At 40.8% G+C, this 25,111-nt stretch carries 18 protein-coding genes and 1 riboswitch; of the genes, 8 read left to right on the top strand and 10 right to left on the bottom strand.

Features of this window, described 5'->3' with window-relative positions:
- Nucleotides 1–76: 76 nt before the first annotated feature.
- The 5 genes from rsmA to der all read right to left on the bottom strand — a co-directional run bounded on the left by rsmA (nucleotide 77) and on the right by der (nucleotide 5,642).
- Nucleotides 77–946, bottom strand: a complete 870-nt coding sequence (gene rsmA, locus ASU1_RS05280) for a 16S rRNA (adenine(1518)-N(6)/adenine(1519)-N(6))-dimethyltransferase RsmA (protein WP_014991758.1) — start codon at nucleotides 944–946, stop codon at nucleotides 77–79.
- Nucleotides 947–999: 53 nt separating this feature from the next.
- Complete coding sequence (locus ASU1_RS05275) at nucleotides 1,000–1,944, bottom strand: peptidylprolyl isomerase (RefSeq protein ID WP_014991757.1); 945 nt, start codon at nucleotides 1,942–1,944, stop codon at nucleotides 1,000–1,002.
- An 84-nt stretch (nucleotides 1,945–2,028) separates the two neighbouring features.
- Nucleotides 2,029–2,568: a bifunctional pyr operon transcriptional regulator/uracil phosphoribosyltransferase PyrR gene (gene pyrR, locus ASU1_RS05270; protein ID WP_014991756.1), complete on the bottom strand. Its 540-nt coding sequence runs from the start codon at nucleotides 2,566–2,568 to the stop codon at nucleotides 2,029–2,031.
- A 15-nt stretch (nucleotides 2,569–2,583) separates the two neighbouring features.
- A complete protein-coding gene (hldE, locus tag ASU1_RS05265) occupies nucleotides 2,584–4,014 on the bottom strand; it encodes a bifunctional D-glycero-beta-D-manno-heptose-7-phosphate kinase/D-glycero-beta-D-manno-heptose 1-phosphate adenylyltransferase HldE (protein ID WP_039195183.1) in 1,431 nt (476 codons plus the stop codon).
- Nucleotides 4,015–4,124: 110 nt separating this feature from the next.
- Nucleotides 4,125–5,642: a ribosome biogenesis GTPase Der gene (der, locus tag ASU1_RS05260; RefSeq protein ID WP_039195181.1), complete on the bottom strand. Its 1,518-nt coding sequence runs from the start codon at nucleotides 5,640–5,642 to the stop codon at nucleotides 4,125–4,127.
- Nucleotides 5,643–5,842: 200 nt separating this feature from the next.
- Between der and ASU1_RS05255 the strand changes: the two genes are divergently transcribed.
- Nucleotides 5,843–6,832: an LLM class flavin-dependent oxidoreductase gene (locus ASU1_RS05255; protein WP_014991753.1), complete on the top strand. Its 990-nt coding sequence runs from the start codon at nucleotides 5,843–5,845 to the stop codon at nucleotides 6,830–6,832.
- Nucleotides 6,833–6,964: 132 nt separating this feature from the next.
- Here ASU1_RS05255 and hemA read toward each other — a convergent pair whose 3' ends face one another.
- Nucleotides 6,965–8,275, bottom strand: coding sequence for a glutamyl-tRNA reductase (gene hemA / locus ASU1_RS05250; protein WP_014991752.1), 1,311 nt, complete (start codon nucleotides 8,273–8,275; stop codon nucleotides 6,965–6,967).
- Between the two features lie 331 nt (nucleotides 8,276–8,606).
- On the opposite strand from hemA, the gene relA reads away from it, so the two are divergent.
- Nucleotides 8,607–10,814: a GTP diphosphokinase gene (gene relA, locus ASU1_RS05245; RefSeq protein WP_014991751.1), complete on the top strand. Its 2,208-nt coding sequence runs from the start codon at nucleotides 8,607–8,609 to the stop codon at nucleotides 10,812–10,814.
- A gap of 70 nt (nucleotides 10,815–10,884) precedes the next feature.
- Nucleotides 10,885–12,075 carry a 1-deoxy-D-xylulose-5-phosphate reductoisomerase gene (gene ispC, locus ASU1_RS05240; RefSeq protein ID WP_014991750.1) on the top strand — a complete coding sequence of 397 codons (1,191 nt, stop codon included), beginning with the start codon at nucleotides 10,885–10,887 and terminating at the stop codon, nucleotides 12,073–12,075.
- A 53-nt stretch (nucleotides 12,076–12,128) separates the two neighbouring features.
- Here ispC and lon read toward each other — a convergent pair whose 3' ends face one another.
- The 4 genes from lon to glpQ form a co-directional block, all read right to left on the bottom strand.
- Entirely contained in the window at nucleotides 12,129–14,537 is a 2,409-nt protein-coding gene (lon, locus tag ASU1_RS05235; RefSeq protein WP_014991749.1) for an endopeptidase La, read from the bottom strand.
- Between the two features lie 155 nt (nucleotides 14,538–14,692).
- Nucleotides 14,693–15,601 (bottom strand): hypothetical protein, encoded by a 909-nt coding sequence (locus ASU1_RS05230; protein ID WP_014991748.1) that lies wholly within the window; start codon nucleotides 15,599–15,601, stop codon nucleotides 14,693–14,695.
- 142 nt (nucleotides 15,602–15,743) lie between these two features.
- Complete coding sequence (glpT, locus tag ASU1_RS05225) at nucleotides 15,744–17,189, bottom strand: glycerol-3-phosphate transporter (protein ID WP_014991747.1); 1,446 nt, start codon at nucleotides 17,187–17,189, stop codon at nucleotides 15,744–15,746.
- A 199-nt stretch (nucleotides 17,190–17,388) separates the two neighbouring features.
- On the bottom strand, nucleotides 17,389–18,477 hold the full coding sequence (glpQ, locus tag ASU1_RS05220) for a glycerophosphodiester phosphodiesterase (RefSeq protein WP_014991746.1): 1,089 nt from the start codon (nucleotides 18,475–18,477) through the stop codon (nucleotides 17,389–17,391).
- Between the two features lie 263 nt (nucleotides 18,478–18,740).
- On the opposite strand from glpQ, the gene glpA reads away from it, so the two are divergent.
- From glpA to ribE, 5 genes are all read left to right on the top strand, one after another.
- Nucleotides 18,741–20,426, top strand: coding sequence for an anaerobic glycerol-3-phosphate dehydrogenase subunit A (glpA, locus tag ASU1_RS05215; protein ID WP_014991745.1), 1,686 nt, complete (start codon nucleotides 18,741–18,743; stop codon nucleotides 20,424–20,426).
- On the top strand, nucleotides 20,416–21,702 hold the full coding sequence (gene glpB, locus ASU1_RS05210) for a glycerol-3-phosphate dehydrogenase subunit GlpB (protein WP_014991744.1): 1,287 nt from the start codon (nucleotides 20,416–20,418) through the stop codon (nucleotides 21,700–21,702). Before glpA ends, glpB begins: the two co-directional genes overlap by 11 nt.
- Nucleotides 21,699–22,973: an anaerobic glycerol-3-phosphate dehydrogenase subunit GlpC gene (glpC, locus tag ASU1_RS05205; RefSeq protein WP_014991743.1), complete on the top strand. Its 1,275-nt coding sequence runs from the start codon at nucleotides 21,699–21,701 to the stop codon at nucleotides 22,971–22,973. Before glpB ends, glpC begins: the two co-directional genes overlap by 4 nt.
- 51 nt (nucleotides 22,974–23,024) lie before the next feature.
- Nucleotides 23,025–23,150: riboswitch (FMN riboswitch) on the top strand.
- 133 nt (nucleotides 23,151–23,283) lie between these two features.
- A complete protein-coding gene (gene ribD, locus ASU1_RS05200) occupies nucleotides 23,284–24,369 on the top strand; it encodes a bifunctional diaminohydroxyphosphoribosylaminopyrimidine deaminase/5-amino-6-(5-phosphoribosylamino)uracil reductase RibD (protein ID WP_014991742.1) in 1,086 nt (361 codons plus the stop codon).
- A gap of 47 nt (nucleotides 24,370–24,416) precedes the next feature.
- Nucleotides 24,417–25,064 carry a riboflavin synthase gene (ribE, locus tag ASU1_RS05195; protein ID WP_014991741.1) on the top strand — a complete coding sequence of 216 codons (648 nt, stop codon included), beginning with the start codon at nucleotides 24,417–24,419 and terminating at the stop codon, nucleotides 25,062–25,064.
- Nucleotides 25,065–25,111 lie beyond the last annotated feature (47 nt).

Here is a 25,111-nt window from a genome sequence, read left to right as displayed (position 1 = left end):
ATCTACAAAATTATTTATCTTGTAACAAGCGGTTTGATTTACAAAATTTTTTACAAATTTAACCGCTTACTTAAGGCTAAATATCTTCGTCAATGATTTCTTCTTGATTATCCACTGCCGGAGGATTGTCATATAGCCAGTTAGCTAAGCGAGCATAGTCCGCAATACTTAAATTTTCCGCTCGTGCATTTAAGTCAATATTCAATGCTTCTAATTGCTCAGGGCTAAATAAGGTTGAGAGAGCATTACGCAACGTTTTACGGCGTTGGTTGAATGCTTGTGTAGTGACACGGTTTAACCAATACACATCTTTCACCGGATGCGGTAATACTTTATGCGGCATTAAACGCACCACAGCAGAATCTACTTTTGGTGCCGGTTTAAATGCAGTCGGCGGCACTTCTAATACAGGCATTACTTGACAATAATATTGCGCCATAATGGTTAAACGGCCATACGCTTTACTATTTGGTGCTGCACATAAACGTTTTACCACTTCTTTTTGCAACATAAAGTGCATATCTTGAATCAAATCATGGAATTTGAATAAGTGGAACATTAACGGTGTTGAAATGTTATACGGTAAGTTACCGAATACTCGAACACCTTCACCTTCTTTTAATTCAAGGCTTTCAAAATATTCACGGAAATTAAAACGTAACGCATCTTGTTCGATAATCGTTAATTTGTGATTTAAGAACGGATGGTGACGTAAACGCTCGGCAAGATCTCTGTCTAGCTCAACAACCGTTAATTTATCCACTTGCTCAGCAACAGGTTCGGTTAACGCACCTAAACCCGGGCCGATCTCAAGTAAAAATTGACCGTTTTTAGGATTGATGGCAGACACGATATTATGGATAACATTCATATCGTGTAGGAAGTTTTGACCGAAGCGCTTACGAGCGGTATGGCCTAAGTGTTTTTTAGAATTTGGAGAACTCATTTTTACTCTTTAGAAATAAGGAAAGAACCTCGCAGTCGCGAGGTTCTCAAAAATTATTTAACGTATTGAACGTTAGCTGTTTTTCTTAACGCTTTCACCCAGTCTTTAGAGGCTTCTTGCGCTTGCTTATCAACTAATTGTTCATAAGCGCGCTGGTGATATGCATCTTCAGTGCGGTCGCCTTGTTGGCTACCGGTTACTTTAAGAATATGCCAACCAAACTGAGATTTGAACGGCGCAGTAATTTGATCTTGTTTTGCCATGCTTGCCGCTTTAGCAAATGCAGGATCGTAAATATCTAAGAAATTATATCCTAAATCGCCGCCATCCGCTGCAGAAACATAATCAACAGAGTTTAATTTCGCCGCTTGTTCGAAAGTTGTTTTACCAGCATTAATGTCTGCGGTAATCTGCGTTAATTTTGCTTTCGCTTGCGCATCGTTCAGAACGGGGGTCGTTTTTAACAAAATGTGGCTAATACGGTATTGATTGCCGGTAACGGTTTTTAATTTACCGCTTGCTTTATCTTGTGCTAATAATTCTTGCGCACGCGCTTGAACGTCTTGTGGTTGCACTTGAATTGATTTTCCGATGCTAATATTACGTACTTGTTCCATTGCCATTTGTTGAGCAATTTGTTGACGGTATTGATTTAATGTAATGCCTTGATAATCTAATGCATCCAGTAATTGACCGTAAGTAATGCCGTTACGAGCTGCAATTTGTTCAATTGCTTGATCTACACGAGCATAATTGACTTTTACACCAGCTTCTTTGACAGCTTTTTGAATTAATACGTCATCAATAGCTTGCTCTACAGCCGATTTATGTTGGGCTGCCGTAGCATTTTTGCCAAGTAAGCGTTGTACATCGCTTTCCATCACCGGTACACCGTCCACTGTTGCTACGACACGTTCTTCCCATGCCATTGCCGATTGTGAAATACCGACTGCTGCAACCAATGTCAGTAATAATGATTTTGCAGAGATTAATTTCATTTGTTAATTCCCTTAAAGATTAAAGATAAGCCCTAAAGCCAGTTAGAGCAAAATTCAGAAAAAAGGTTCATACGGAACATCGTTTTATTCATTATTTGCTCGAATTAAAGCGACTTGATTTGCACCGTCATAATGTTGAGTCCTTACTTGAACCTGTTCATTACGAGCAGTTGGGATATTTTTCCCGACATAGTCGGCTCGAATTGGTAGCTCACGATGACCTCTATCGACCAGAATAACCAGTTCAATACGAGTCGCCCGCCCGAAATCTAATAAAGCATCTAATGCTGCCCTAATTGTTCGTCCAGTAAAGAGTACATCATCAATTAGAATTACATTTTTGCCTTCAATATCAACTTGATCTTCCGCACCGGTATAAATCGGGTCTTGATGAATAAAATTTAAGTCATCACGATAAAAGGTGATATCTAAAGCCATTAAGGGCAATTCTGTTTGTGAGAGTTCCGATATCCTTTTTTGTAACATTTCGGCAATTTCAACGCCACGACGTTTGATTCCGACTAAAACCAAATTATCTAATGAAGAATGTTTTTCGATAATTTGGTGAGAAATACGCGAAATCGTACGCTGAAACTGCTCGGCATCAATAATAATTTTTTCCATTATAGAGTAGAAATTTTATTTTGATGCTTGAATTTTCTTGATCACGTTTGTGGTTGAACAACCGTTTTCAAAGTTTAGCACTTTAACCTCACCGCCGTTTGCCCAAACTTCTTGGCTGCCGGCAATTTCTTCAGGCTTATAATCGCCACCTTTAACTAATAAGTCAGGTAAGATTTCACCAATCAGACGCTGAGGTGTATCTTCCGCAAAAGGTACGACCCAATCAACAGAAGCTAAACCGGCAAGTACCGCCATACGAGCGTTTAAATCGTTAATCGGGCGAGATTCACCTTTTAAGCGTTTCACCGACTCATCGGTATTTACCGCCACAATTAAACGATCGCCTAATTTACGTGCATTTTCTAAGTAAGAAACGTGTCCCGGATGCAAGATATCAAAACAACCGTTGGTCATCACAATTTTCTCACCTCGTTGTTTTGCCTGTTCTACCGCACGTTTTAATTCGTCTTCCGCTAAAATCCCGAAGCCGGTTTCTTCACGATGATGAATCGCATTTTCTAACTCGGTTGGTGTCACGGTTGAAGTACCTAATTTACCTACAACCACACCTGCCGCTGCATTTGCTAAATAACATGCTTCTTCGTAAGGACGACCGTCGGCAATCGCAGTGGCAAGTACACTGATTACCGTGTCACCGGCACCGGTTACGTCATAAACTTCTTTTGCTTGGGTCGGTAAGTGGAACGGAGCTTGATTCGGACGTAGTAACGTCATACCTTTTTCCGAACGTGTCACTAATAATGCGGTTAATTCAAAATCAGCAATAAGTTTTAAGCCTTTCTCTACAATTTCATCGTCATCTTTACAGTGACCGACTACCGCTTCAAATTCAGACATATTCGGTGTTAAGAGCGTTGCACCTCGATAACGTTCAAAATCGGTACCTTTCGGGTCAATGAGTGTCGGTACGCCGGCTTTACGTGCTACTTGAATCATTTGTTGTACTGATTCAAGCGTACCTTTGCCGTAATCCGATAAGATTAATGCGCCATAAGCGGTAATTTCTTGCTCAAGTTTTGCAAGTAGAGAATCGCTTGCAACATGATGAAAGCCTTCTTCGAAATCTAAACGTAATAGTTGTTGATGACGTGACAGAATACGCAATTTGGTGATGGTTGGGTGTGAATCCAATGCAACACAGTGGTTTTGGATATTATGTGAATTGAGTAATTTATCTAAAGCACGGCCGGCATCATCTTGCCCGATTAAACCATGAAGGGCGACCGGTACACCAAGGCTGGCAATGTTCATTGCCACATTTGCCGCGCCACCGGCACGTTCTTCGATATCTTGTACTTTTACCACCGGCACCGGTGCTTCCGGTGAAATACGGTTTGTCGCACCAAACCAGTAACGGTCTAACATTACATCGCCAAGTACAAGCACTTTAGCATTATTAAATTTCGGAGAGTATTGCATCATCATAGTTAATTTCTCAATTAAATGATAGCACACGTTTGTGACGAGTGCCTTAAACCTTGTTCAATCATAATACCCGCCAAAGACGGGTACTAATAAGGGAGAGATTTGTCTAATTATTTCTTACTTTTTTTAATAAACTTCATCAAGCGTTTACGTTTACGTAATTGGTTTGGCGTAAGTTTATTTTTCTTACCGGCAAACGGGTTATTACCTTCTTGGAACTGAATACGGATCGGCGAACCGATAATTTTCAAGCTCTTACGGAAGTAATTACTTAAATAACGTTTATAAGAATCCGCTAATTTTTCGACTTGGTTACCGTGAATCACGATAATCGGCGGATTATAACCACCCGGGTGAGCGTATTTTAATTTCACACGGCGGCCGTTTACTAACGGTGGCTGATGCTCATCCGCTGCCATACGTAAAATACGTGTCAGCATTGAAGTTGATGTTTTCTGTGTCGCACAAGCATAGGCTTCTTTTACAGAGCCAAATAAGTTACCTACGCCTGAGCCGTGTAATGCAGAAATAAAATGCACACGAGCGAAATCGATAAAGTCTAAACGGCGATCTAATTCGGATTTCACTTGATCTTTAATATCTTGTGATAAGCCGTCCCATTTATTAACTACGATCACAAGTGAACGACCGGCATTCAGAATAAAGCCAAGTAATGATAAATCTTGATCAGAAATCCCTTCACGCGCATCAATGGTAAGTAATACTACGTTTGCATCTTGAATCGCTTGTAGGGTTTTAATCACAGAGAATTTTTCTACCGCTAAATTGACCTTACCACGTTTACGTACACCTGCCGTGTCAATAATCGTATATTGCTGACCATCACGTTCCATCGGAATATAGATCGAGTCACGTGTCGTACCCGGCATATCGTAAACCACCACGCGTTCTTCACCGAGAATGCGGTTGGTTAAAGTCGATTTCCCCACATTCGGGCGACCGACGATAGCAATCTTGATATTTTTATCTTCAATCGATTCACTTTCGTCTGCTAATGCTTCGTCAAGTAATGCGGTATCATCTTCATTATCGAAGTCGAAGTCAGTATCCCATTCGTCCGCTTCTTCATTTACAGAATCTTCCTCGTTTTCGACCGCTTGATCCGCATTTAATTGTTCGCCGAGTGGTGCTAAGACTTGCTCGATAAGTTGTGTTACGCCACGACCTTGTGCCGCTGCGATTTGTTCAACTTCACCTAAACCTAATTGGTAGAATTCCGCACAATGCGAATCTGCATCGATACCGTCCGTTTTATTTGCTACTACCACGGTCGTTTTTTCACGCTGACGTAAATATTGAGCAATACCAATATCGGCAGGCAGTAAGCCGGCACGCGCATCGACTAAGAAAAGTACAACATCCGCTTCTTCAATCGCGAGTAGCGATTGTTCCGCCATTTTTTCTTCAACACCTTCTTCCGTACCGTCAATACCACCGGTATCAACTACGATAAAATCATAACCGGCGATATTTGCATGGCCGTATTTACGGTCACGAGTTAGCCCTGGAAAGTCCGCTACTAGCGCATCACGTGTGCGGGTTAAGCGGTTAAATAAAGTGGATTTACCCACATTCGGTCTGCCGACAAGGGCAACAACTGGAGTCATTATTATTCTGTCCTTCTAAAAATTCTGTCTTTGCGAGTCGCAAAATCGCCATATTATATACTAAAAGCATTGAGAACGGAAAAAGGATCGAAAACAAGCGGTCGATTTTCTGTAAATCTTGTTGATTGAAATGGAAAATACACAATTTCCCTTTTATGAAGGTATTTGTATAATGCCAATATTTAGATTCGGAGAGCAAAATGAAATTATCAGCTTTAAGCCTTGTACCTGTGCGTGAAGGATTTACACGCAAACAAGCAATTGATTCGGTGATTCGGGAGGCAAAACTTGCCGAAGAACTGGGATTTGAACGCTTTTGGATTGCCGAACATCATAATATTCGAGCTTATGCTAGCTCAGCTACCCAGATTTTAGTTTCAACATTATTACATCATACTCAGCGAATTAAAGTGGGCGCTGGTGGCGTAATGTTGCCTAATCATAGCCCACTTATTGTGGCGGAACAATATGGAACATTGGCAACACTATTTCCAAACCGAGTTGAAATTGGGATAGGACGAGCTAAGGGGACAGATCCTTTTACCGCTGCTGCTTTACGTCGTCAGGCTGCATCTCAAACAAATCATGAACAAGATGTTGCGGATTTACAAACTTATTTCGGCAAAGAGCAACCAAACGGTATTAATGCTTACCCGGGCGTAGAGACGAATGTACCGATTTTTGTTTTAGGTTCTAGTCCTACAAGTGCGTATTTTGCCGCAGAAAAAGGATTGCCGTATGCTTTCGCATCCCATTTTTTACCAATGCAACAAAAACAAGCAGCAGAGATTTATCGTCAAAATTTTAAACCTTCCGAACATTGTGCTAAGCCTTATATGGTACTTTGTTTGAATGTTAATGTCGCAGAAACGGATGCTGAAGCGCATTACACAAACAGTACGCTAAAACAGCTTTTTTTGAATGAGCAACGTGGTGAAAATGTCTTTGTTAAACAACCGGTTGAGAATATGGATTCTCTATACTATTCTGCCGGCGAACGCCATTCTATTGATTTACAAAGTGGCGGTATTTTTATTGGTAGCAAAGATACGGTGACTAAGCAATATGCTGATTTTATGGATGAATATGCTGAATTAGTCGATGAAATTATGCTGACAGGATATATTTTTGATGAAGAAAAATGGCTTGATTCACTCAGAAAATTTACAGAAATCGTGAAATCCTATTAAGGATAGTTGCAGTATATTGAGATCTTAATTTTGAATAAAAAAATGGTTAGCCTAATGCTAACCATTTTTCGTTTAAGGGATTGCAAAATTTTACTGAAAATCAACCGCTTGTTTGCTTGAATTTCTGAGTTGTTACTGTTCTTCTAATTTCAAGGCTTTAGAAAAACACTGTAAGCCCTTAGAGTTACCGCTTTTCGCCATTGCTTGTAAGGCTTGGGTTGGCACATGTAATAAGTTGTTAGTCAGTTTATAACTTAATTCATTTAAGACTTTTTCCGTATCTTGTCCTGCGGCAATTGCTTGCATCGCTTTATTGAGTAATTCTTGACGAGTTTGTTCGGCATCTTGGCGATAGCGTTTAATTAAATCGCTAGATTGCTGTTGTTTTAACCATTCGAAGAACGCTTTACATTCCTGCTCCACAATTTCAGCTGCTTGTTCAGCTGCTTGTTGGCGTTGGGCTAGATTGCGTTGAATAATGTTTTGCAAATCGTCGACACTATAGGAATAGACTGCATCCAGCTCGCCAGCTTTCTCATCAATATCACGAGGCACGGCAATATCAATTAACAGCATTGGATCAAATTGGCGTTGCTTTTGGGCAATCTCAACCATTTCTTTGCTAATTAACATATCAGGACTTCCAGTTGAGCTAATTACCACGTCTGCCTGATTTAAACCGATTTGTAACGCACTCAGCGATAGAATCTGCATCTGCGTTTCCAAACGTTCCGCTAACATTTCCGCGCGTACGTGAGTACGGTTTGCAATCATAATATTTTTTGCACCGTGTTGAATTAAATATCGTGCCACTAATTCAATCGTTTCACCCGCACCGACTAATAGGAAGCGCAATTTACCGAAATTATCAAAAATTTGGCGCGCTAAACCGCAAGCGGCATAAGCGACAGAAACTGCACTTGAACCGATTTCCGTTTCAGAACGAACACGTTTAGCCGTTGAAAAAGTACGCTGAAATAAGCGAGAAAGTTTGGTCGAAACTTGAGAACCTTGTGACTGATAGAAGTTTTCACAGTATTGGTAAGCTTGCTTTACTTGGCCAAGGATCTGTGGCTCACCTAAAATGAGCGAGTCTAATCCGCAAGCTACCTGCATTAAGTGACGAGCAGCTTCAAAGTTTTGTTTGAAATAGATACACTCACGTAATTCGGCGTGATCGAGTTGATGAATTTCGGCAAACCATTCAAAACATTGCTCTTGCCACGCAAGATTATCTTCGTGTTCTACTTGTGGCGTGATTTCCGAATGATGGAAATAGAGTTCGGTGCGGTTGCAAGTTGATAAGATGACAACGCTTTCAGCTAAACCACGCTGCTGAATTTGTTCGAACGCCAACTGACGTTTGACTTCATCAAACGCCACTTTTCCTCGCAAACTCACCGATGCTGTTTTATGGTTAATACCTAAAGCTAAAATTGTCATTGAATCCCACACAAAAGAAAAACGGCAAAATGCCGCTTAAAACATACTGCATTCTAACCAATCGGCAAATACGCTGCAATTAATTGTAGAGATTGGTTTGATTTATCACAATTTATATACCTCAAAAGAGGTGGGGTTGATTTTGAGAAATTAGCCAAATACTTTTTTATGATATGGTGAATTAAGTGAAAAAGTGAACAATTTGTAGCGGATAGATAACAACAAGCTATCGATAACCACTAACAATAATCCGCAAATCCAAGTATAATGCTAAGCAATTTCTAGCCGCCAAGCGGTTAAATATTCGTAAGATTTTACAAAAGGAGGATTTATGGTAGCGATTCGCCGTTCACACGAGCTTAACCCTAGTACTTTTGAGTTAGCGAGTTGGAGTGCTGCTTTACAAATGTCGCCCATAACCTTCGAAGAGTTACAAATTGCTTGGTGTTATGCACAAGAGAAATTAGATACCGAAACATATCATTTAATGTGGGACGGTGTTGAGATGGTCGAAATCCTGCATGGCTTGAATATGGATGATGATTCTCTTGTCGCAGCCTTATTATTTCCTCTCGTTAAACACAATATTATCGATCTCGTTCAGGTAAAAGAACGCTTCAGTAATCAAGTAAAAACTTTGGTTAAAGGCGTGATCGAAATGGATAATATTCGTCAATTAAGTGCGAACAGTGCTTCCGATTTACAAATCGATAATATCCGCCGTATGTTACTTGCCATGGTGGATGATTTCCGTTGCGTAGTTATCAAACTCGCCGAACGTATTACCTATTTGCGCGATAAACATTTGCATACGGAAGAAGATTTGGTTTTAGCCGCCAAAGAATGTTCGCACGTTTATGCGCCGCTCGCCAATCGCTTAGGTATCGGACAACTTAAATGGGAACTGGAAGATTATTGTTTCCGAGCTTTGCATCCGCAATGTTACCGAGTGATCGCCTTACAATTGGGCGAGCGCCGTCTAGAACGTGAAAGCTATATTGCAAATTTTGTAGCGAATTTGACCGCTTCTTTAGCAGAACAAATCAGTGATATTGAAGTTTACGGTCGTCCGAAGCACATTTACAGTATTTGGAAGAAAATGCAGAAGAAAAATCTGCGTTTCGAGCAGTTGTTTGACGTAAGAGCGGTGCGTGTCATTGTACCGAATCTGCAAGATTGCTATACCGCTTTGGGGATTATTCATACGCAATATAGACATTTACCTGAACACTTTGATGATTATATCGCACACCCGAAACCGAATGGTTACCAATCGATTCATACCGTCGTGTTGGGTGAGGGCGATAAAACTATCGAGGTGCAGATTCGTACACGTAAAATGCATGACGATGCGGAACTAGGCGTTGCGGCGCATTGGAAATATAAAGAAGGTGCAACTGCTGGCCGTTCCGGTTATGAAGAGAAAATCGTTTGGTTACGTAAATTATTGGCGTGGCAAAATGATATTGCGGATTCGGGCGATGTGGTTGCAGAAATGCGATCTCAAGTGTTTGACGATCGTGTTTACGTGTTTACCCCGCGCGGTGAAGTAATTGATTTACCTAAAAATGCCACACCGCTTGATTTTGCGTATGCGATTCATAGTGAAGTAGGACATCGTTGTATCGGCGCTAAAGTTGCCGGACGAATCGTGCCGTTCACCTATTTATTGCAAATGGGGGATCAGGTAGAGATTATTACTCAGAAAAATCCGAATCCAAGCCGAGATTGGTTAAACCCGAATTCAGGCTTCGTAAATACTTCCAAAGCGCGTGCAAAAATTATCGCTTGGTTTAAGAAATTGGATCGAGAGAAAAATATTCCGATCGGCAAAGAAGCATTGGAAGCGGAAATGGCGCGTTTCGGCTTTACTTATAAGCAAATCGAGCAATATGCGTTGCCTCGCTATAATCTGAAACAATTTGATGATTTGTATGCAGGGATCGGCGGTGGTGATATTCGTCTGAATCAGTTAAGCCATTATTTACAAAGTAAGTTAATCAAACCGACTGCAGAGCAAGAAGACGAAGCAGTACTGAAACAAGTGAATAAACATGCCAATAATGCGAATCAGCACAAAGGCAAAAACGGACAGATTATTATTGATGGTGTCGGTAATTTAATGCACACCATTGCCCGTTGTTGTCAGCCGATTCCGGGCGATAAGATTGTCGGTTATATCACTCAAGGGCGAGGCATTTCGATTCACCGTGCGGATTGTGAACAATTGTTTGAATTGCGTAGTGCAAATCCGGAACGGGTAGTCGGCGCACAATGGGGCACGAATTATGCGAGCGGCTTTAGTTTAGCGATCCGAGTCACCGCAAATGACCGCAACGGTTTATTACGTGACGTGAGTGCGGTAATGGCAAATGAGAAAGTTAACGTGTTGAGTGTCTCAAGCCGTATTGATGCGAAACGTAGTCTAGCCATTATGGATATGGGAATTGAACTGAGCAATGTTGAAATGCTAGGTAAATTATTAGCGCGTATCGCACAACTTGAAGATGTTATTGAAGCGAAACGTTTATCAAATTAAGTGACAAGCGGTCAAATTTGCAAAAAAAATTGCAAAATAGACCGCTTGTTTTTAGTGATTAGGAATGTCTATGAAGAAATTAGTGATTTTAGGTTCAACCGGCTCAATCGGTAAAAGCACTTTATCTGTGGTGGAACAGAACAAAACGGAATACGAGGTATTCGGTTTAGTTGGTGGTAAAAATGTTGAATTAATGGCAGCGCAATGTTTATTGTTTCAACCGAAATTTGCCGCTCTAGATGATGAGAATGCAGCAAAAGCGTTAGCGGAACAGCTCAAACAATTCAATGTAAAAACCGAAGTGCTAAGCGGCCAAAAAGCGATTTGTGAACTAAGCGCTCACCCCGAAGTGGATATGGTGATGGCGGCAATTGTTGGGGCGGCAGGTTTGTTACCAACCCTTTCAGCGGTTAAGGCCGGTAAAAAAGTTTTATTGGCCAATAAAGAATCGTTAGTTACTTGCGGACAAATTTTTATTGATGAAGCGAGAAAATCTGGCGCGCAGTTATTACCGGTTGATAGTGAACACAATGCGATTTTCCAATCTCTACCACCGGAAGCGCAACAAAAAGTCGGTTTTTGCCCGCTTGCAGAGTTAGGCGTGAGTAAAATTATTTTAACCGGTTCAGGCGGTCCGTTTCGTGTAAAACCACTCGATGAGTTTGCAAGTATTACTCCGGCACAAGCGGTGGCACATCCGAATTGGTCAATGGGTAAGAAAATCTCAGTCGACAGTGCCACTATGATGAATAAAGGTTTGGAATATATTGAGGCTCGTTGGCTATTCAATGCTTCGGCAGAGGAGATGGAAATTATTATTCATCCGCAATCTATTATTCACTCGATGGTACGTTATATTGACGGCTCGGTTATCGCTCAAATGGGGAATCCGGATATGTGTACACCGATTGCGCATACTATGGCATATCCGAAGCGGATTAATGCAGGTGTGGCACCGTTAGATTTCTTTAAATTGAAAGAATTAACTTTTATCGAACCGGACTTTGCCCGCTATCCAAATTTGAAATTAGCGATTGATGCATTTGCAGAAGGGCAATATGCGACAACCGCAATGAATGCGGCAAATGAAGTGGCGGTAGAAGCTTTCTTAAATGAACGTATTCGTTTTATTGATATTGTGAATGTGAATAGAACGGTAGTGGAAAATATTGCACCGATTCAAGTAACAGAAATAGCTGATGTGTTACATATTGATAAGCTGGCACGGGAATTAGCAGAACAAGCTGTGATTAATCTATAAAAAAGAAACCTCGAATAATAAATATTCGAGGTTTTTTACTTTAAACGATAAATTTATTGAATTGCCGCTTTTGAGCGAGATTTTTTCACTTTAATCGTTTGAGATTTTGCCGGAATGATCTCAATCCCCATTGGCGGATTTTCCAATGCAATTGATAATACTTCATCAATTGTTTCGACCGCATGGATTGTTAATGCCGCTTTTGCATTTTCCGGAATTTCTTCCAAATCTTTTTCATTGTCTTTTGGAATAATCACGGTGGTAATGCCGCCACGGTGTGCCGCCAGTAATTTCTCTTTTAAGCCGCCGATTGGTAATACTTTACCTCGTAAGCTAATTTCACCGGTCATCGCTACCTCTTTACGAACAGGGTTACCGGTTAAGCTCGAAATTAATGCAGTACACATTGCGATACCCGCACTTGGACCGTCTTTTGGTGTTGCACCGTCCGGCACGTGTACGTGAATATCACGTTTTTCGTGGAAGTCATCTGCGATACCTAATTGAGCAGCTCTTGCACGCACCACCATCATTGCCGCTTGGATAGATTCTTTCATTACATCGCCTAATGAACCTGTAAATGAGAATTTACCTTTACCTGCTACTGATGCTGTTTCGATCGTTAGTAAGTCGCCGCCAACTTCTGTCCATGCTAAACCGGTTACTTCACCTACACGGTTTTGGTTATCCATTTTGCCGTAATCAAAACGTTTTACACCTAAGTAATCCGCAATATTCTCTTCTGTTACAGTCAGTGATTTAACTTTCTTGTCTAGCACTAAAGTTTTAACCGCTTTACGACAGATTTTCGCAATTTCACGCTCAAGACCACGCACACCGGCTTCACGAGTGTAGTAACGAATAATGCTTAAAATCGCACTGTCTTCAATGCTTAATTCACCTGCTTTTAAGCCGTTATTTTCTTGCTGCTTAGCAATTAAATGTTCACGTGCGATGTGCATTTTTTCATCTTCGGTATAACCGGAAAGACGAATAACTTCCATACGGTCGAGTAGTGCCGGTGGAATATTCATCGAGTTTGATGTTGCGACAAACATGACATCAGAAAGATCATAATCAACTTCTAAGTAATGATCGTTAAACGCTTTATTTTGTTCCGGATCTAACACTTCAAGTAATGCAGACGCTGGGTCACCACGCATATCCTGCGCCATTTTGTCGATTTCATCGAGCAAGAATAGCGGGTTCTTCACGCCGACTTTTGCCATTTTCATCATTAATGAACCCGGCATAGAACCGATATAAGTACGGCGATGACCACGGATTTCCGCTTCGTCACGCACGCCACCTAGTGCCATACGGACATATTTACGTCCGGTCGCATTAGCGATAGATTGACCAAGCGAGGTTTTACCTACGCCCGGAGGACCAACTAAACAAAGGATTGGACCTTTGAGTTTATTTAAGCGACTTTGTACCGCAAGATATTCCACAATGCGTTCTTTAACTTTTTCGAGCCCGTAATGATCTTTATCCAATACGGCTTGAGCTTTCGCTAAGTCTTTTTTGACCGCAGATTTTTTATGCCATGGCATTTGCAAAATCCAGTCAATATAACTGCGTACTACGGTTGCTTCAGAAGAACTTTGCGGCATCGCTTTTAATTTTTTAAATTCTCCGTCTAATTTTTCTTTTACTTCTACCGGTAATTTAGCTGCATCAATTTTCTCTTTAAGTTTATCTAATTCGCTCTGTTCGGCATCTTCACCATTACCTAATTCTTTTTGAATTGCTTTAATTTGCTCATTCAAATAGTAATCACGTTGGTTTTTTTCCATTTGTTGCTTAACACGATTACGAATTCGGCTTTCTGTTTCCAGAGAATCCATTTCCGTCGCCATCGCAACTAATAACGCTTCAAAACGAGCGATAAGATTTGCTTCTTCAAGTAGCGCTTGTTTTTTCTTAACCGGCGCAATGAGGTTTGAAGAAATCGTATCGGCTAAGCGGTCTTCCGAAGTGATTTTTTGTAATTTAGGTAGAATTTCAGCCGGAATCTTTTTATTATTTTTTACGTAATTTTCAAATTCATTAAGTGTTGCTTTTGCGATTGCTTGTAATTCACTATCTTCTTCATCAAATTCCGATGAGATAACTTGTACACCAGCCCAAAAGCCGTTTTCATCATCGTGAATATGTTCAATTTTGGCACGTTGCTGACCTTCAACGAGTACTTTTACCGTACCGTCCGGAAGGTTTAGCATTTGGATAATATTGGCAATTACACCAACATCATATACATCGGCAGTTGTTGGTTCTTCTTTATTAGGATCTTGTTGAGTTACAAGGAATAATTGTTTATTACTATCCATTGCTGCACGTAAGGCTTGAATCGATTTTTCTCGCCCTACAAATAACGGCATAACCATATAAGGAAAAACCACTACGTCACGTAACGGAAGTAGCGGTAACTCAATTGCTTTCTTTTTTCTTGGTGCCATGAATTTGCTCTCTTCTTAAATGTTCTATCAAAATATTAATTTTTCCATTATGGGGGTGAAATTTGGAAAAACAAGAAAAAATTTGATTAAAGTTAAAAAAGAAAGGAAATAATCTCGGATTATTTCCTTATAAGAAATGGGAAAAACAGAAATGATTATTGGCATCTAGGCGTCATTTGATAAAAATACAGTTCACTAATTTCACGATCATATCCCGGGTAAAAACCTTTCGGCATTCCTAATACGATTTGTTTGCCGCGATTAGCATGTACAATCAGTTGCTTACTTTTTGGATTGATTACGAGTCCTTCAATTTCACCATAATCTTTCACATCATCAAGGGTACGCTCTAGCACAACTCGAGCTTCGTTATTTTTAGCAGAAAGTTCTACACGATATAAGTGATCGTGTTCTTTCTCATCGGCAGTTCCATCATCTGCAGTCAGATATAAGTTTCCCTCATGGGCGAAGATACCTTGAATCCATTGCGGAACCGGCTGTAAATGGACTTTGCGTTTATATTTGCCACTATCAAGATCATATTCATATAAATAGCGACCACTTTCTTCTCCAACCCAAGATGCCATCCAAACACTATGATTGACGGTATCGACCGTAATTGCCGAGACTTCTAATTGCCCCGACTCCGGATAAAAATCTACAGATCTCTTAAATGCTAAGCTATCCGAATCATGAATGGCAATTTGGATATTTTTACCAACACCGTCCATAAACCATTCGGAGGAAATATATAATTCATTGTTATAAATATCGATATCACCGATATGATTGGCTTCTTTTTGATAACCGATAAACGGTTTTTTGTTTTCAGTTATGAGCTTCTCGTTTAAATCATATTTGGCGAGCGACGCTGAACCAGATACATAGAGATATTTACCGTCAGTGGTGACACCTTGGCGACCATTGACCTCCATTACTTTGTTTAAAGTATATTCATATTTAGGTAATGCTTCTGCGTATGGAGAGAGGCAGCTTTGATTTGCAACACTGATAGAAGTCATAAATAAACAGCCTAACGTAAGTGCAATTTTTGATAATTTCATATGATTCTCCAGTTATTTAATGTTGTTGGTTAAGGAAGTTAGTAGCTAGTTAACCTTAGTTATATGGCAAATTGATGACAAATAGTGGTTTTAGGATGAAAAAAAGGAAGAACAATTGTTCTTCCTTTTGTAAGCGAGTTAATTATTTACCGTAGTGGTCGCCTAATTTTGCTTTATGTTTACCTTCTTCAAGCATTACGATAAGCATTAATAACACAGCTAACACACCGCCAGCAATCATCACGTAGAAACCGCCGTCCCAGCCATAATATTCTGCTGCCCAACCAACAACTGCTGATGCAGAAACCGTACCACCTAAGTAACCGAATAGACCGGTGAAACCTGCTGATGTACCCGCGGCTTTTTTCGGTGCTAACTCAAGCGCATGTAAACCAATTAACATTACCGGACCATAAATTAAGAAACCGATAGTAGTCATTAAAATGAAGTCCATCAATTGATATGGGTTTTCATACCACGCTTTACCTGCATATTGCGCTAATTCAGCCTCTGGTGTTGCTGGGTTTTTCCATAATGCTACAACGGCAATCGTGGTTAAGATCATAAAGATAAAGCCGGTTAAACCACGTTTACCTTTGAATAATTTATCCGATACCCAACCGCATAATAATGTACCCGGAATAGCGGCTAATTCATAAATGGTATAAGCCCAAGCAGTACCTTTAATATTGAAGTGTTTTACTTCGCCAAGATAAACCGGAGACCATTTTAATACACCATAACGAATTAAATAAACGAATACGTTAGCGATTGCGATATACCATAATAATTTGTTTTTAAGTACATAAGTCACAAAGATTTCTTTGGTACTTAAATCTTTTTCCGCTGTTTCCTCATTATAGTCATCAGGATAATCATTACGCCATTTTTCTACCGGAGGTAAACCGCAAGATTGTGGCGTGTCTTTCATTACAAAATAAACTGGAATCGCAGCAATCATTGCAGCAATACCCGGATAGTAAAGCGCTTGTTGCCATACGTCTTTCGCAGTTGCGTGTTCACCAGTATTACTAAAGTAAATCGCACTTGCTAACAACACCATTGCACCCGGTACCATACCACCCACGTTATGCGCACAGTTCCAAATAGAAACGATAGTACCACGCTCAGATTTAGACCACCAATGTACCATCGTTCTACCACATGGAGGCCAACCCATACCTTGGAACCAACCATTTAAGAAAATCATGATGAACATGACAGCAATACCTGAAGTTGCCCACGGCATTAAGCCCATCATCGTCATACAGAGACCGGAAAGTAATAAACCGAACGGTAAAAATACTTTCGGGTTTGAACGGTCAGACATGCCTGCCATCACGAACTTAGAAAGACCATAAGCTAAACCTGCGCCGGTACCGATAATACCTAATTCAGCTTTGTTATATAAACCTGCTTCAATTAAACCTTTTTGCGCAAGGTCGAAGTTTGCACGCACAAAATAATATGCGGCGTATCCAAAGAAGATACCTGCGAATACTTGCCAACGTAAGAATTTATATCTTGCATCTATTTTATCTGCCGGTAATTCCGCAATGTGCGGAGCCGGTTTAAAAGGACCAAACATAGAAACACTCCAAATGATATATATTGATAAAACGTTCGATTACGAACAATCACGCATATTTTAGCGAAAAAAGAGTAATACTCCATATTATTTATCTAAATTTGTGAATGCACTCACATTTTTATGAGAGATTTTCAACATATTTGTTAAAAATGTAAGCAATTCACAAATTTAGTATTCATTTTCGCTCAAAAAACGCTTATTTAGTTCCTTTAATAAACTGTACGCCGGTATCAGGGAAATCGGTGAATACCCCGGTTGCTCCCGCTTTGTTTAATAGCGCATCATACATTTGATTTACATCAGTAAAGAATTCCGGAAGCGCATCTTTACGTACAGTGTACGGGTGTAATTCCATGTTGGTTTTCGCAATATCTTTTACCATTGGCGTGTATTTGACATCACCTAATTTTGAGTTTTTATCATCCACCAACATATACCAACCCGGACCTACACCATCGGCATATTTAGCTACTTCAGTCATAGCACCGTCTTTAAACATCCAGTCGTAGTTATAGTTCACCCATTTGCCCGAAGCATCTTTTTCTTCGGTTTCATGCCAATCGGTATAAGCGATTAATTGAACAAGTTTTACGTCCATACCAAGTTTTGGTAACAATTCAGTTTTAATACGTTTTAACTCGTTAAAATCGAAAGTTTGTAAATAAACTTTGTCCGATTTTTGGTCATAGCCGTATTTTTTCAGTACTTTTAAGGTTTCTAATGCAATATCTTTGCCTTCTTGGTGATGTAGCCAAGGTGCTTTGATTTCTGGGTAAATACCGATTTGTTTACCGGTTGATTTTTCTAAGCCTTGGATAAATTCGATTTCATCTTCGAAGGTGTGAATTCGGAAATGAGATTTCCACATTGGGAAACGGTTTGGATAAACTTGTACTTGTTGACCGTTTTCTGTTTTGAAGTTTTCTGTCATTTCAAGTGTTTGGATTTCTTTTAAGGTGAAATCAGCGACATAGAAACGACCGTCTTTACGCGCACGTTTCGGGAATTTCTTCGCTACATCAGTTAAACCGTCTAAGAAATGGTCATGAATAACAATTAAGCGATTATCTTTCGTCATCGCAAGATCTTGTTCTAAATAATCCGCTTGTTGAGCAAAAGCGAGCGCTTTAGACTCAAGCGTATGTTCAGGTAGGTAACCACTCGCTCCACGATGTGCAATGATTAATTTGTCTGACTGAGCTGATTTATCAGCGGCTTGCTGTGTGGTACATCCAGTTAAAACTGCTGCTGCAAGTAAGCTCATAGCTAATGTTTTCAATTTCATTATTTTCTCCTTGATTAGCTTAAATGTTTGTTTATCAACAAACCGCGCACAGGATAACCGAACAAAATGAATAGAAAAGCACATTTGTACAAATTTGTGATCTATTCCACAAAGAATTTAACAAATTTAAATTCTTTGTGAGCATTATCACATTTTTGATTTCTTTTATGCTCATCTGCTTGTTCCAAAACGCTCATTTTTATACAATAAATCTGTTTTTATTGTTTCGTTTCATTTCATTTAAAATGTGGGAGAGGTTGAGTATGAACATTTCACCTCAAATGTATCAAAATGTTGCAGATTTTTCGCCAATCAGTACAGATGTCATTATCATCGGCGGCGGCGCAACCGGTGCGGGGATTGCAAGAGACTGTGCGCTCCGAGGTTTAAAATGCGTATTGTTAGAGCGTAGAGACATTGCAACCGGCGCAACCGGTCGTAATCACGGCTTGCTACATAGCGGGGCTCGCTATGCGGTAAATGATAGAGAATCGGCTGAAGAATGTATTAAGGAAAATCTCATCCTCAAACAGATCGCGCGCCATTGTGTAGATGACACAAAAGGGCTTTTCATTACCCTACCGGAAGATGATCTTAATTATCAGAAAAACTTTATCCAAGCCTGTACCGATTCGGGTATAGAAGCGGTCGAAATTGAGCCGGACCTTGCAAAATATATGGAGCCGTCCGTTAACCCTTCGCTAGTCGGTGCAGTGGTTGTGCCGGATGGTTCGATTGACCCGTTCCGTTTAACCGCTTCCAATATGTTGGATGCGACGGAGAATGGTGCAAAAGTGTTTACTTACTGTGAAGTAACCGGTTTGATTCGCGAAGGTGGCACTGTTATCGGTGTTAATGTGTTTGATCATCGAAACCAAGTCAAACGCCAATTTTTTGCGCCGATTGTGGTGAATGCAGGCGGGATCTGGGGGCAGGGTATTGCCGAATACGCCGATCTCAAAATCAAAATGTTCCCGGCAAAAGGTTCGTTATTAGTGATGGGACACCGTATCAATAATATGGTGATCAACCGTTGTCGTAAACCGGCGAATGCCGATATTTTAGTACCGGGCGATACCATTTGTGTTATCGGGACGACTTCCGACCGTATTCCTTATGATCAAATTGACAATATGGTGGTTACTCCGGAAGAAGTGGATGTGTTATTCCGTGAAGGAGAGAAACTTGCACCAAGTTTACGTCATACCCGAGTGTTACGTGCTTATGCAGGGGTGCGGCCTCTGGTTGCGACGGATGATGATCCGTCCGGTCGTAATGTTAGCCGTGGTATCGTCTTGCTGGATCACGCAGAACGTGACGGTTTAGACGGTTTTATTACGATTACCGGCGGTAAATTGATGACTTATCGCTTGATGGCGGAATGGACGACCGATTTAGTTTGCAAAAAATTGAATAAATCCGACCGCTTGTGTAGCACGGCGGAACGTCCGCTTCCGGGTTCAAATGAAAGCCGTGAAGAAACCAGTAAAAAAATTATTTCATTGCCGAATACGATTCGTCATTCTGCAGTTTATCGTCATGGTTCCAGAGCATTGCGTTTACTTGAAACCGAGCGTTTAGATAAAACTTTAGTGTGTGAATGTGAAGCAGTAACTGCCGGTGAAGTTCGCTATGCGGTTGATGAACTCAACGTGAATAATTTGGTGGATTTACGCCGTCGTACTCGTGTCGGTATGGGAACTTGCCAAGCGGAACTTTGTGCTTGTCGTGCTGCAGGACTGATGAGTCGTTTTAAAGTGGCGACACCAAAAGAATCAACCACACAATTAGCCTCATTTATGGAAGAGCGCTGGCGTGGAATTCAACCGATTGCATGGGGGGATGCAATGCGGGAAGCGGAATTTACCAGCTGGATTTACTATAGCCTACTCGGACTGAATGATGTACCGATGGACGAAGAGCAGGGAGTGAATAGCAATGAATTTTGATGTAGTGATTATTGGCGGCGGGCTCGCCGGTTTAACCTGTGGGATTGCGCTTCAAGAACAAGGTAAACGCTGTGCGATTATCAACAACGGACAGGCGGCAATTGATTTTTCTTCCGGTTCAATGGATTTACTTTCTCGTTTACCAAGCGGTCAAAAAGTCGAAAATGTTTACCAATCGCTTGATGAGTTAAAACTTCAAGTGCCGGAACATCCGTACAGCATTCTTGGCAAAGATCAAGTATTGGTAAAAGCGCAGCAGTTCGAACAATTAGCGCAAAGTTTAAATCTACATTTAGAAGGCTCAACGGTGCAAAATCATGAACGCATTACCCCGCTAGGTGGTCTTCGTGCAACGTGGTTATCGCCGAATAGCGTACCGACAGTAAAACATTTAGCCGCCTTAGCGGAGAAACAGGTCGCCATTTTAGGAATTGAAGGCTATCACGATTTTCAACCGCAATTATTAGCGGACAATTTAAAACAACATAGCCAGTTTGCTGATTATGAGTTTACAGTCGGTTATTTGAATATTCCCGAGTTGGACTATTTACGTCAAAACTCGCGTGAGTTTCGCAGCGTAAATATTGCACAATTACTAGAGCATAAATTGTCTTTCCAAGATCTGGTGCAAGAAATTAAACAAGCGGCAGGGAGTGCGAAAGCAGTATTTTTGCCGGCTTGTTTCGGCTTGGATAATCAAGATTTCTTCAATAGCTTACAACAAGCAACCGGTTTAGCATTATTCGAATTACCGACGTTACCACCGTCTTTATTAGGTATTCGCCAACATCGTCAGCTACGTTCACGCTTTGAGCAATTAGGCGGTATGATGATGAACGGTGACCGAGCGGTTAAAGCGGAATTTGAAGGGGATAAGGTAGTACGTATTTTTACTACATCACACCAAGAAGAACCGATTAGTGCAGATCATTTTGTGTTGGCTGCCGGCAGTTTCTTTAGCAACGGACTTGTGGCGGAATTTGAGCGTGTGAAAGAACCGGTGTTTGATTTGGATATTTGCGGTTGCAAAAATTTTGACAGTTCCGATCGCTTTACTTGGACAAATAACCGCTTTGCGGCACCTCAACCTTACCAATCTGCCGGTGTGGTGATTAACTCGGCTTGCCAAGTGCAAAAAAACGGTGCAGTTGTGCCGAATTTATATGCGGTGGGCAATGTCATTGGTGGTTTCCAAGGCATTGAGCAAGGTTGTGGTTCGGGTGTTGCTGTGGTAACGGCATTAACCGTTGCAGAACAAATCGGAGGTATAAAATGAATATCCAACAATTGATTGAAAATGCACGTCAAGGCGCACAATCTCCGGTTGTTCATCAACATTTTGACCCAAGTTTTGAAAGCTGTTTGAAATGTACCGCTTGTACGGCGGTATGTCCGGTTTCACGTAATAATCCGTTTTATCCGGGACCAAAACAATCCGGTCCGGACGGTGAGCGTTTACGCCTGAAAAGCCCAGATTTCTATGATGAAGCCTTGAAATATTGTACGAACTGTAAACGTTGTGAAATTGCTTGCCCGTCGGATGTAAAAATCGGCGATATTATCGTACGTGCAAGAAATCGTCACGTTGAGCGTCAAAATAAACCGTTGATTCATAAATTGCGTGATGCGGTATTAAGTAATACCGATATTATGGGGACGATGAATACCCCGTTTGCACCGATTGTGAATACGATTACCGGTTTAAAAGCGACTCGTTTCTTGTTAGAGAAAACTTTAAAAGTCAGCCAACACCGTACCTTACCGAAATATTCATTCGGTTCGTTCCGTAATTGGTATATGAAAAAAGAAGCGAAACGCCAGGCGCAATTCAAAGAGCAAGTCGCTTATTACCATGGTTGTTATGTGAACTATAATAATCCGCAGTTAGGTAAAGAAGTGATCGATGTGATGAATGCACTGGATATCGGTGTGGTCTTGCTTGAAAAAGAAAAATGTTGCGGTTTACCGTTAATGGTGAACGGTTTTCCTGAAAGAGCAAAAAAACAGGCGGAATTTAACCTGAAATATCTTGAAAAAACTGTGGATAAACAGTTAGAAGTGATCGGTACTTCTTCAAGTTGTACGGCAAATATTAAAGAAGAATACAGCCATGTACTCGGTATGCCGAATACCAAAGTGAAATCGCATATTGATATTGTGACACGCCACTTATACAAATTGCAAAAAGCAGGCAGAAAATTACCGCTTAAACCGATGCGTTTACGTGTTGCTTATCATACTGCTTGTCATGTGGAAAAAGCCGGTTGGGCACCTTATACGTTGGAATTGTTAAAACAAATTCCAGAGTTAGAAGTAGTCATGTTGCCATCGCAATGTTGTGGTATTGCAGGAACTTACGGTTTTAAAGCGGAAAACTATGAAACGTCACAAGCGATCGGCCGTACGTTGTTTGAGCATATCAATGAGGGCGGTTTTGATTATGTGATTTCAGAGTGCGAAACCTGTAAATGGCAGATTGATATGTCGAGCAATGTTACTTGTTTACATCCAATTACTTTATTATCAATGGCATTGGATAAACGCTAATTCTTGCTTGACATTGACAATCAAAAGTCGCAAAATTTGCAAAAATTTTTTAATAATCTTCAGGGCAGGGTGAAATTCCCGATCGGCGGTAAAGTCCGCGAGCCGAACGAAAAAGGTTTGGCAGGAACTGGTGAGATTCCAGTACCGACAGTATAGTCTGGATGGAAGAAGATGAAATAACCGTGTAAGCGGTGGTTTTTCCTATCTTTTTTACAAGCCTTGAGATCGAAAGATTTCAAGGCTTTTTTCATCATTAGGGTAAACATGCCTGTAATGTGTTTTCCTCTGCCCTTAAAATAGTTTCAAAACAATGACTGATTTAGACTATATGCGCCGTGCCATTGCACTGGCAAAACAAGGTTTAGGCTGGACGAATCCCAATCCGCTTGTCGGTTGTGTAGTTGTCAAAAACGGTGAAATCGTTGCCGAAGGTTACCATGAAAAGATTGGTGGCTGGCATGCGGAACGTAATGCCATTTTACATTGTAAGGAAGATCTTTCCGGGGCGACTGCTTATGTAACACTTGAGCCTTGTTGTCATCACGGACGCACGCCACCTTGTTCGGATTTATTAATTGAACGGGGCATTAAAAAAGTGTTTATCGGTTCAAGTGATCCGAATCCTTTAGTGGCGGGGCGTGGTGCAGGTCAGTTACGTCAAGCCGGTGTGGAAGTGGTGGAAGGTTTACTCAAAGAAGAATGCGATGCGTTAAACCCGATTTTTTTCCACTATATTCAAACTAAACGCCCGTATGTGTTGATGAAATATGCGATGACGGCAGACGGCAAAATTGCAACCAGTACCGGTGAATCTAAATGGATTACCGGTGAATCGGCAAGAGCAAGAGTGCAACAAACTCGCCATCAATATAGTGCGATTATGGTTGGAGTAGATACGGTACTTGCCGATAATCCGATGCTAAATAGCCGAATGCCGAATGCGAAACAGCCGGTTCGGATTGTCTGCGATAGCCAATTACGTACACCGTTGGATTGCCAGTTAGTGCAAACAGCGAAAGAATATCGCACCGTGATTGCAACCGTTTGTGACGATTTGCAAAAAATTGAACAATTTAGATCGCTTGGCGTAGAAGTATTAGTGTGTAAAGCACGAAACAAGCGGGTAGATTTGCAAGATCTTTTGCAAAAGCTCGGTGACATGCAGATCGACAGCCTGTTATTAGAAGGCGGTTCAAGTTTAAATTTCAGTGCGTTAGAAAGTGGTATTGTGAATCGAGTACATTGTTATATCGCGCCGAAATTAGTCGGTGGTAAACAAGCGAAAACCCCAATCGGCGGCGAAGGGATTCAACAAATCGACCAAGCGGTTAAATTAAAATTGAAATCGACCGAACTCATCGGCGAAGATATTTTGTTGGATTATGAAGTTTTATGATGTTCTCTCTGGCTAAGAGCGAGTAGATATAAACAGCGGAGGAAAAAATGTTCACAGGTATTATTGAAGAAGTCGGTAAAATTGCTCAAATTCATAAACAAGGTGAGTTTGCGGTAGTGACGATTAATGCAACAAAGGTATTACAAGATGTTCATTTAGGCGACAGTATTGCGGTGAACGGCGTATGTTTAACCGTAACGTCTTTTTCAAACAACCAATTTACCGCTGATGTGATGTCTGAAACGTTAAAACGTACTTCATTAGGCGAATTAAAACCGAATAGTCCGGTGAATTTGGAACGCGCGATGGCGGCAAATGGACGTTTCGGTGGACACATTGTTTCGGGTCATATTGACGGTACCGGTGAAATTGCGGAAATCACACCGGCACATAATTCAACGTGGTATCGCATTAAAACCTCTCCAAAGTTAATGCGTTATATTATTGAGAAAGGTTCGATTACCATTGACGGCATTAGCCTTACCGTAGTAGATACCGACGATGAAAGCTTCCGTGTGTCGATTATTCCGCATACGATTAAAGAAACCAATTTAGGTTCGAAAAACATCGGCAGTATTGTCAATTTAGAAAATGATATTGTCGGCAAATATATCGAACAGTTTTTATTGAAAAAGCCGGCGGATGAGCCGAAAAGTAATCTTAGTTTAGACTTTTTAAAGCAGGCAGGATTTTAAAATTTGTAGAGACACACGCAGTGTGTCTCTACCGACAAAAAATGTAT

This window comes from Actinobacillus suis ATCC 33415, from assembly GCF_000739435.1.
Taxonomy (GTDB): domain Bacteria; phylum Pseudomonadota; class Gammaproteobacteria; order Enterobacterales; family Pasteurellaceae; genus Actinobacillus; species Actinobacillus suis.
Note: the sequence above shows the minus strand (reverse complement) of the source record. Positions and strands in the feature narration are given on the sequence as shown.

Bases quoted from the DNA above. Each gene is read 5' to 3' on its own strand.
- ASU1_RS05255 (WP_014991753.1), top strand. From the start codon at position 5,843: ATGAAATTATCAGCTTTAAGCCTTGTACCTGTGCGTGAAGGATTTACA.
- relA (WP_014991751.1), top strand. From the start codon at position 8,607: ATGGTAGCGATTCGCCGTTCACACGAGCTTAACCCTAGTACTTTTGAG.
- ASU1_RS05230 (WP_014991748.1), bottom strand. From the start codon at position 15,601: ATGAAATTATCAAAAATTGCACTTACGTTAGGCTGTTTATTTATGACT.
- lon (WP_014991749.1), bottom strand. From the start codon at position 14,537: ATGGCACCAAGAAAAAAGAAAGCAATTGAGTTACCGCTACTTCCGTTA.
- glpB (WP_014991744.1), top strand. From the start codon at position 20,416: ATGAATTTTGATGTAGTGATTATTGGCGGCGGGCTCGCCGGTTTAACC.
- ispC (WP_014991750.1), top strand. From the start codon at position 10,885: ATGAAGAAATTAGTGATTTTAGGTTCAACCGGCTCAATCGGTAAAAGC.
- glpA (WP_014991745.1), top strand. From the start codon at position 18,741: ATGAACATTTCACCTCAAATGTATCAAAATGTTGCAGATTTTTCGCCA.
- hldE (WP_039195183.1), bottom strand. From the start codon at position 4,014: ATGATGATGCAATACTCTCCGAAATTTAATAATGCTAAAGTGCTTGTA.
- rsmA (WP_014991758.1), bottom strand. From the start codon at position 946: ATGAGTTCTCCAAATTCTAAAAAACACTTAGGCCATACCGCTCGTAAG.
- der (WP_039195181.1), bottom strand. From the start codon at position 5,642: ATGACTCCAGTTGTTGCCCTTGTCGGCAGACCGAATGTGGGTAAATCC.
- ribD (WP_014991742.1), top strand. From the start codon at position 23,284: ATGACTGATTTAGACTATATGCGCCGTGCCATTGCACTGGCAAAACAA.
- ribE (WP_014991741.1), top strand. From the start codon at position 24,417: ATGTTCACAGGTATTATTGAAGAAGTCGGTAAAATTGCTCAAATTCAT.
- hemA (WP_014991752.1), bottom strand. From the start codon at position 8,275: ATGACAATTTTAGCTTTAGGTATTAACCATAAAACAGCATCGGTGAGT.
- ASU1_RS05275 (WP_014991757.1), bottom strand. From the start codon at position 1,944: ATGAAATTAATCTCTGCAAAATCATTATTACTGACATTGGTTGCAGCA.
- glpC (WP_014991743.1), top strand. From the start codon at position 21,699: ATGAATATCCAACAATTGATTGAAAATGCACGTCAAGGCGCACAATCT.
- pyrR (WP_014991756.1), bottom strand. From the start codon at position 2,568: ATGGAAAAAATTATTATTGATGCCGAGCAGTTTCAGCGTACGATTTCG.
- glpQ (WP_014991746.1), bottom strand. From the start codon at position 18,477: ATGAAATTGAAAACATTAGCTATGAGCTTACTTGCAGCAGCAGTTTTA.
- glpT (WP_014991747.1), bottom strand. From the start codon at position 17,189: ATGTTTGGTCCTTTTAAACCGGCTCCGCACATTGCGGAATTACCGGCA.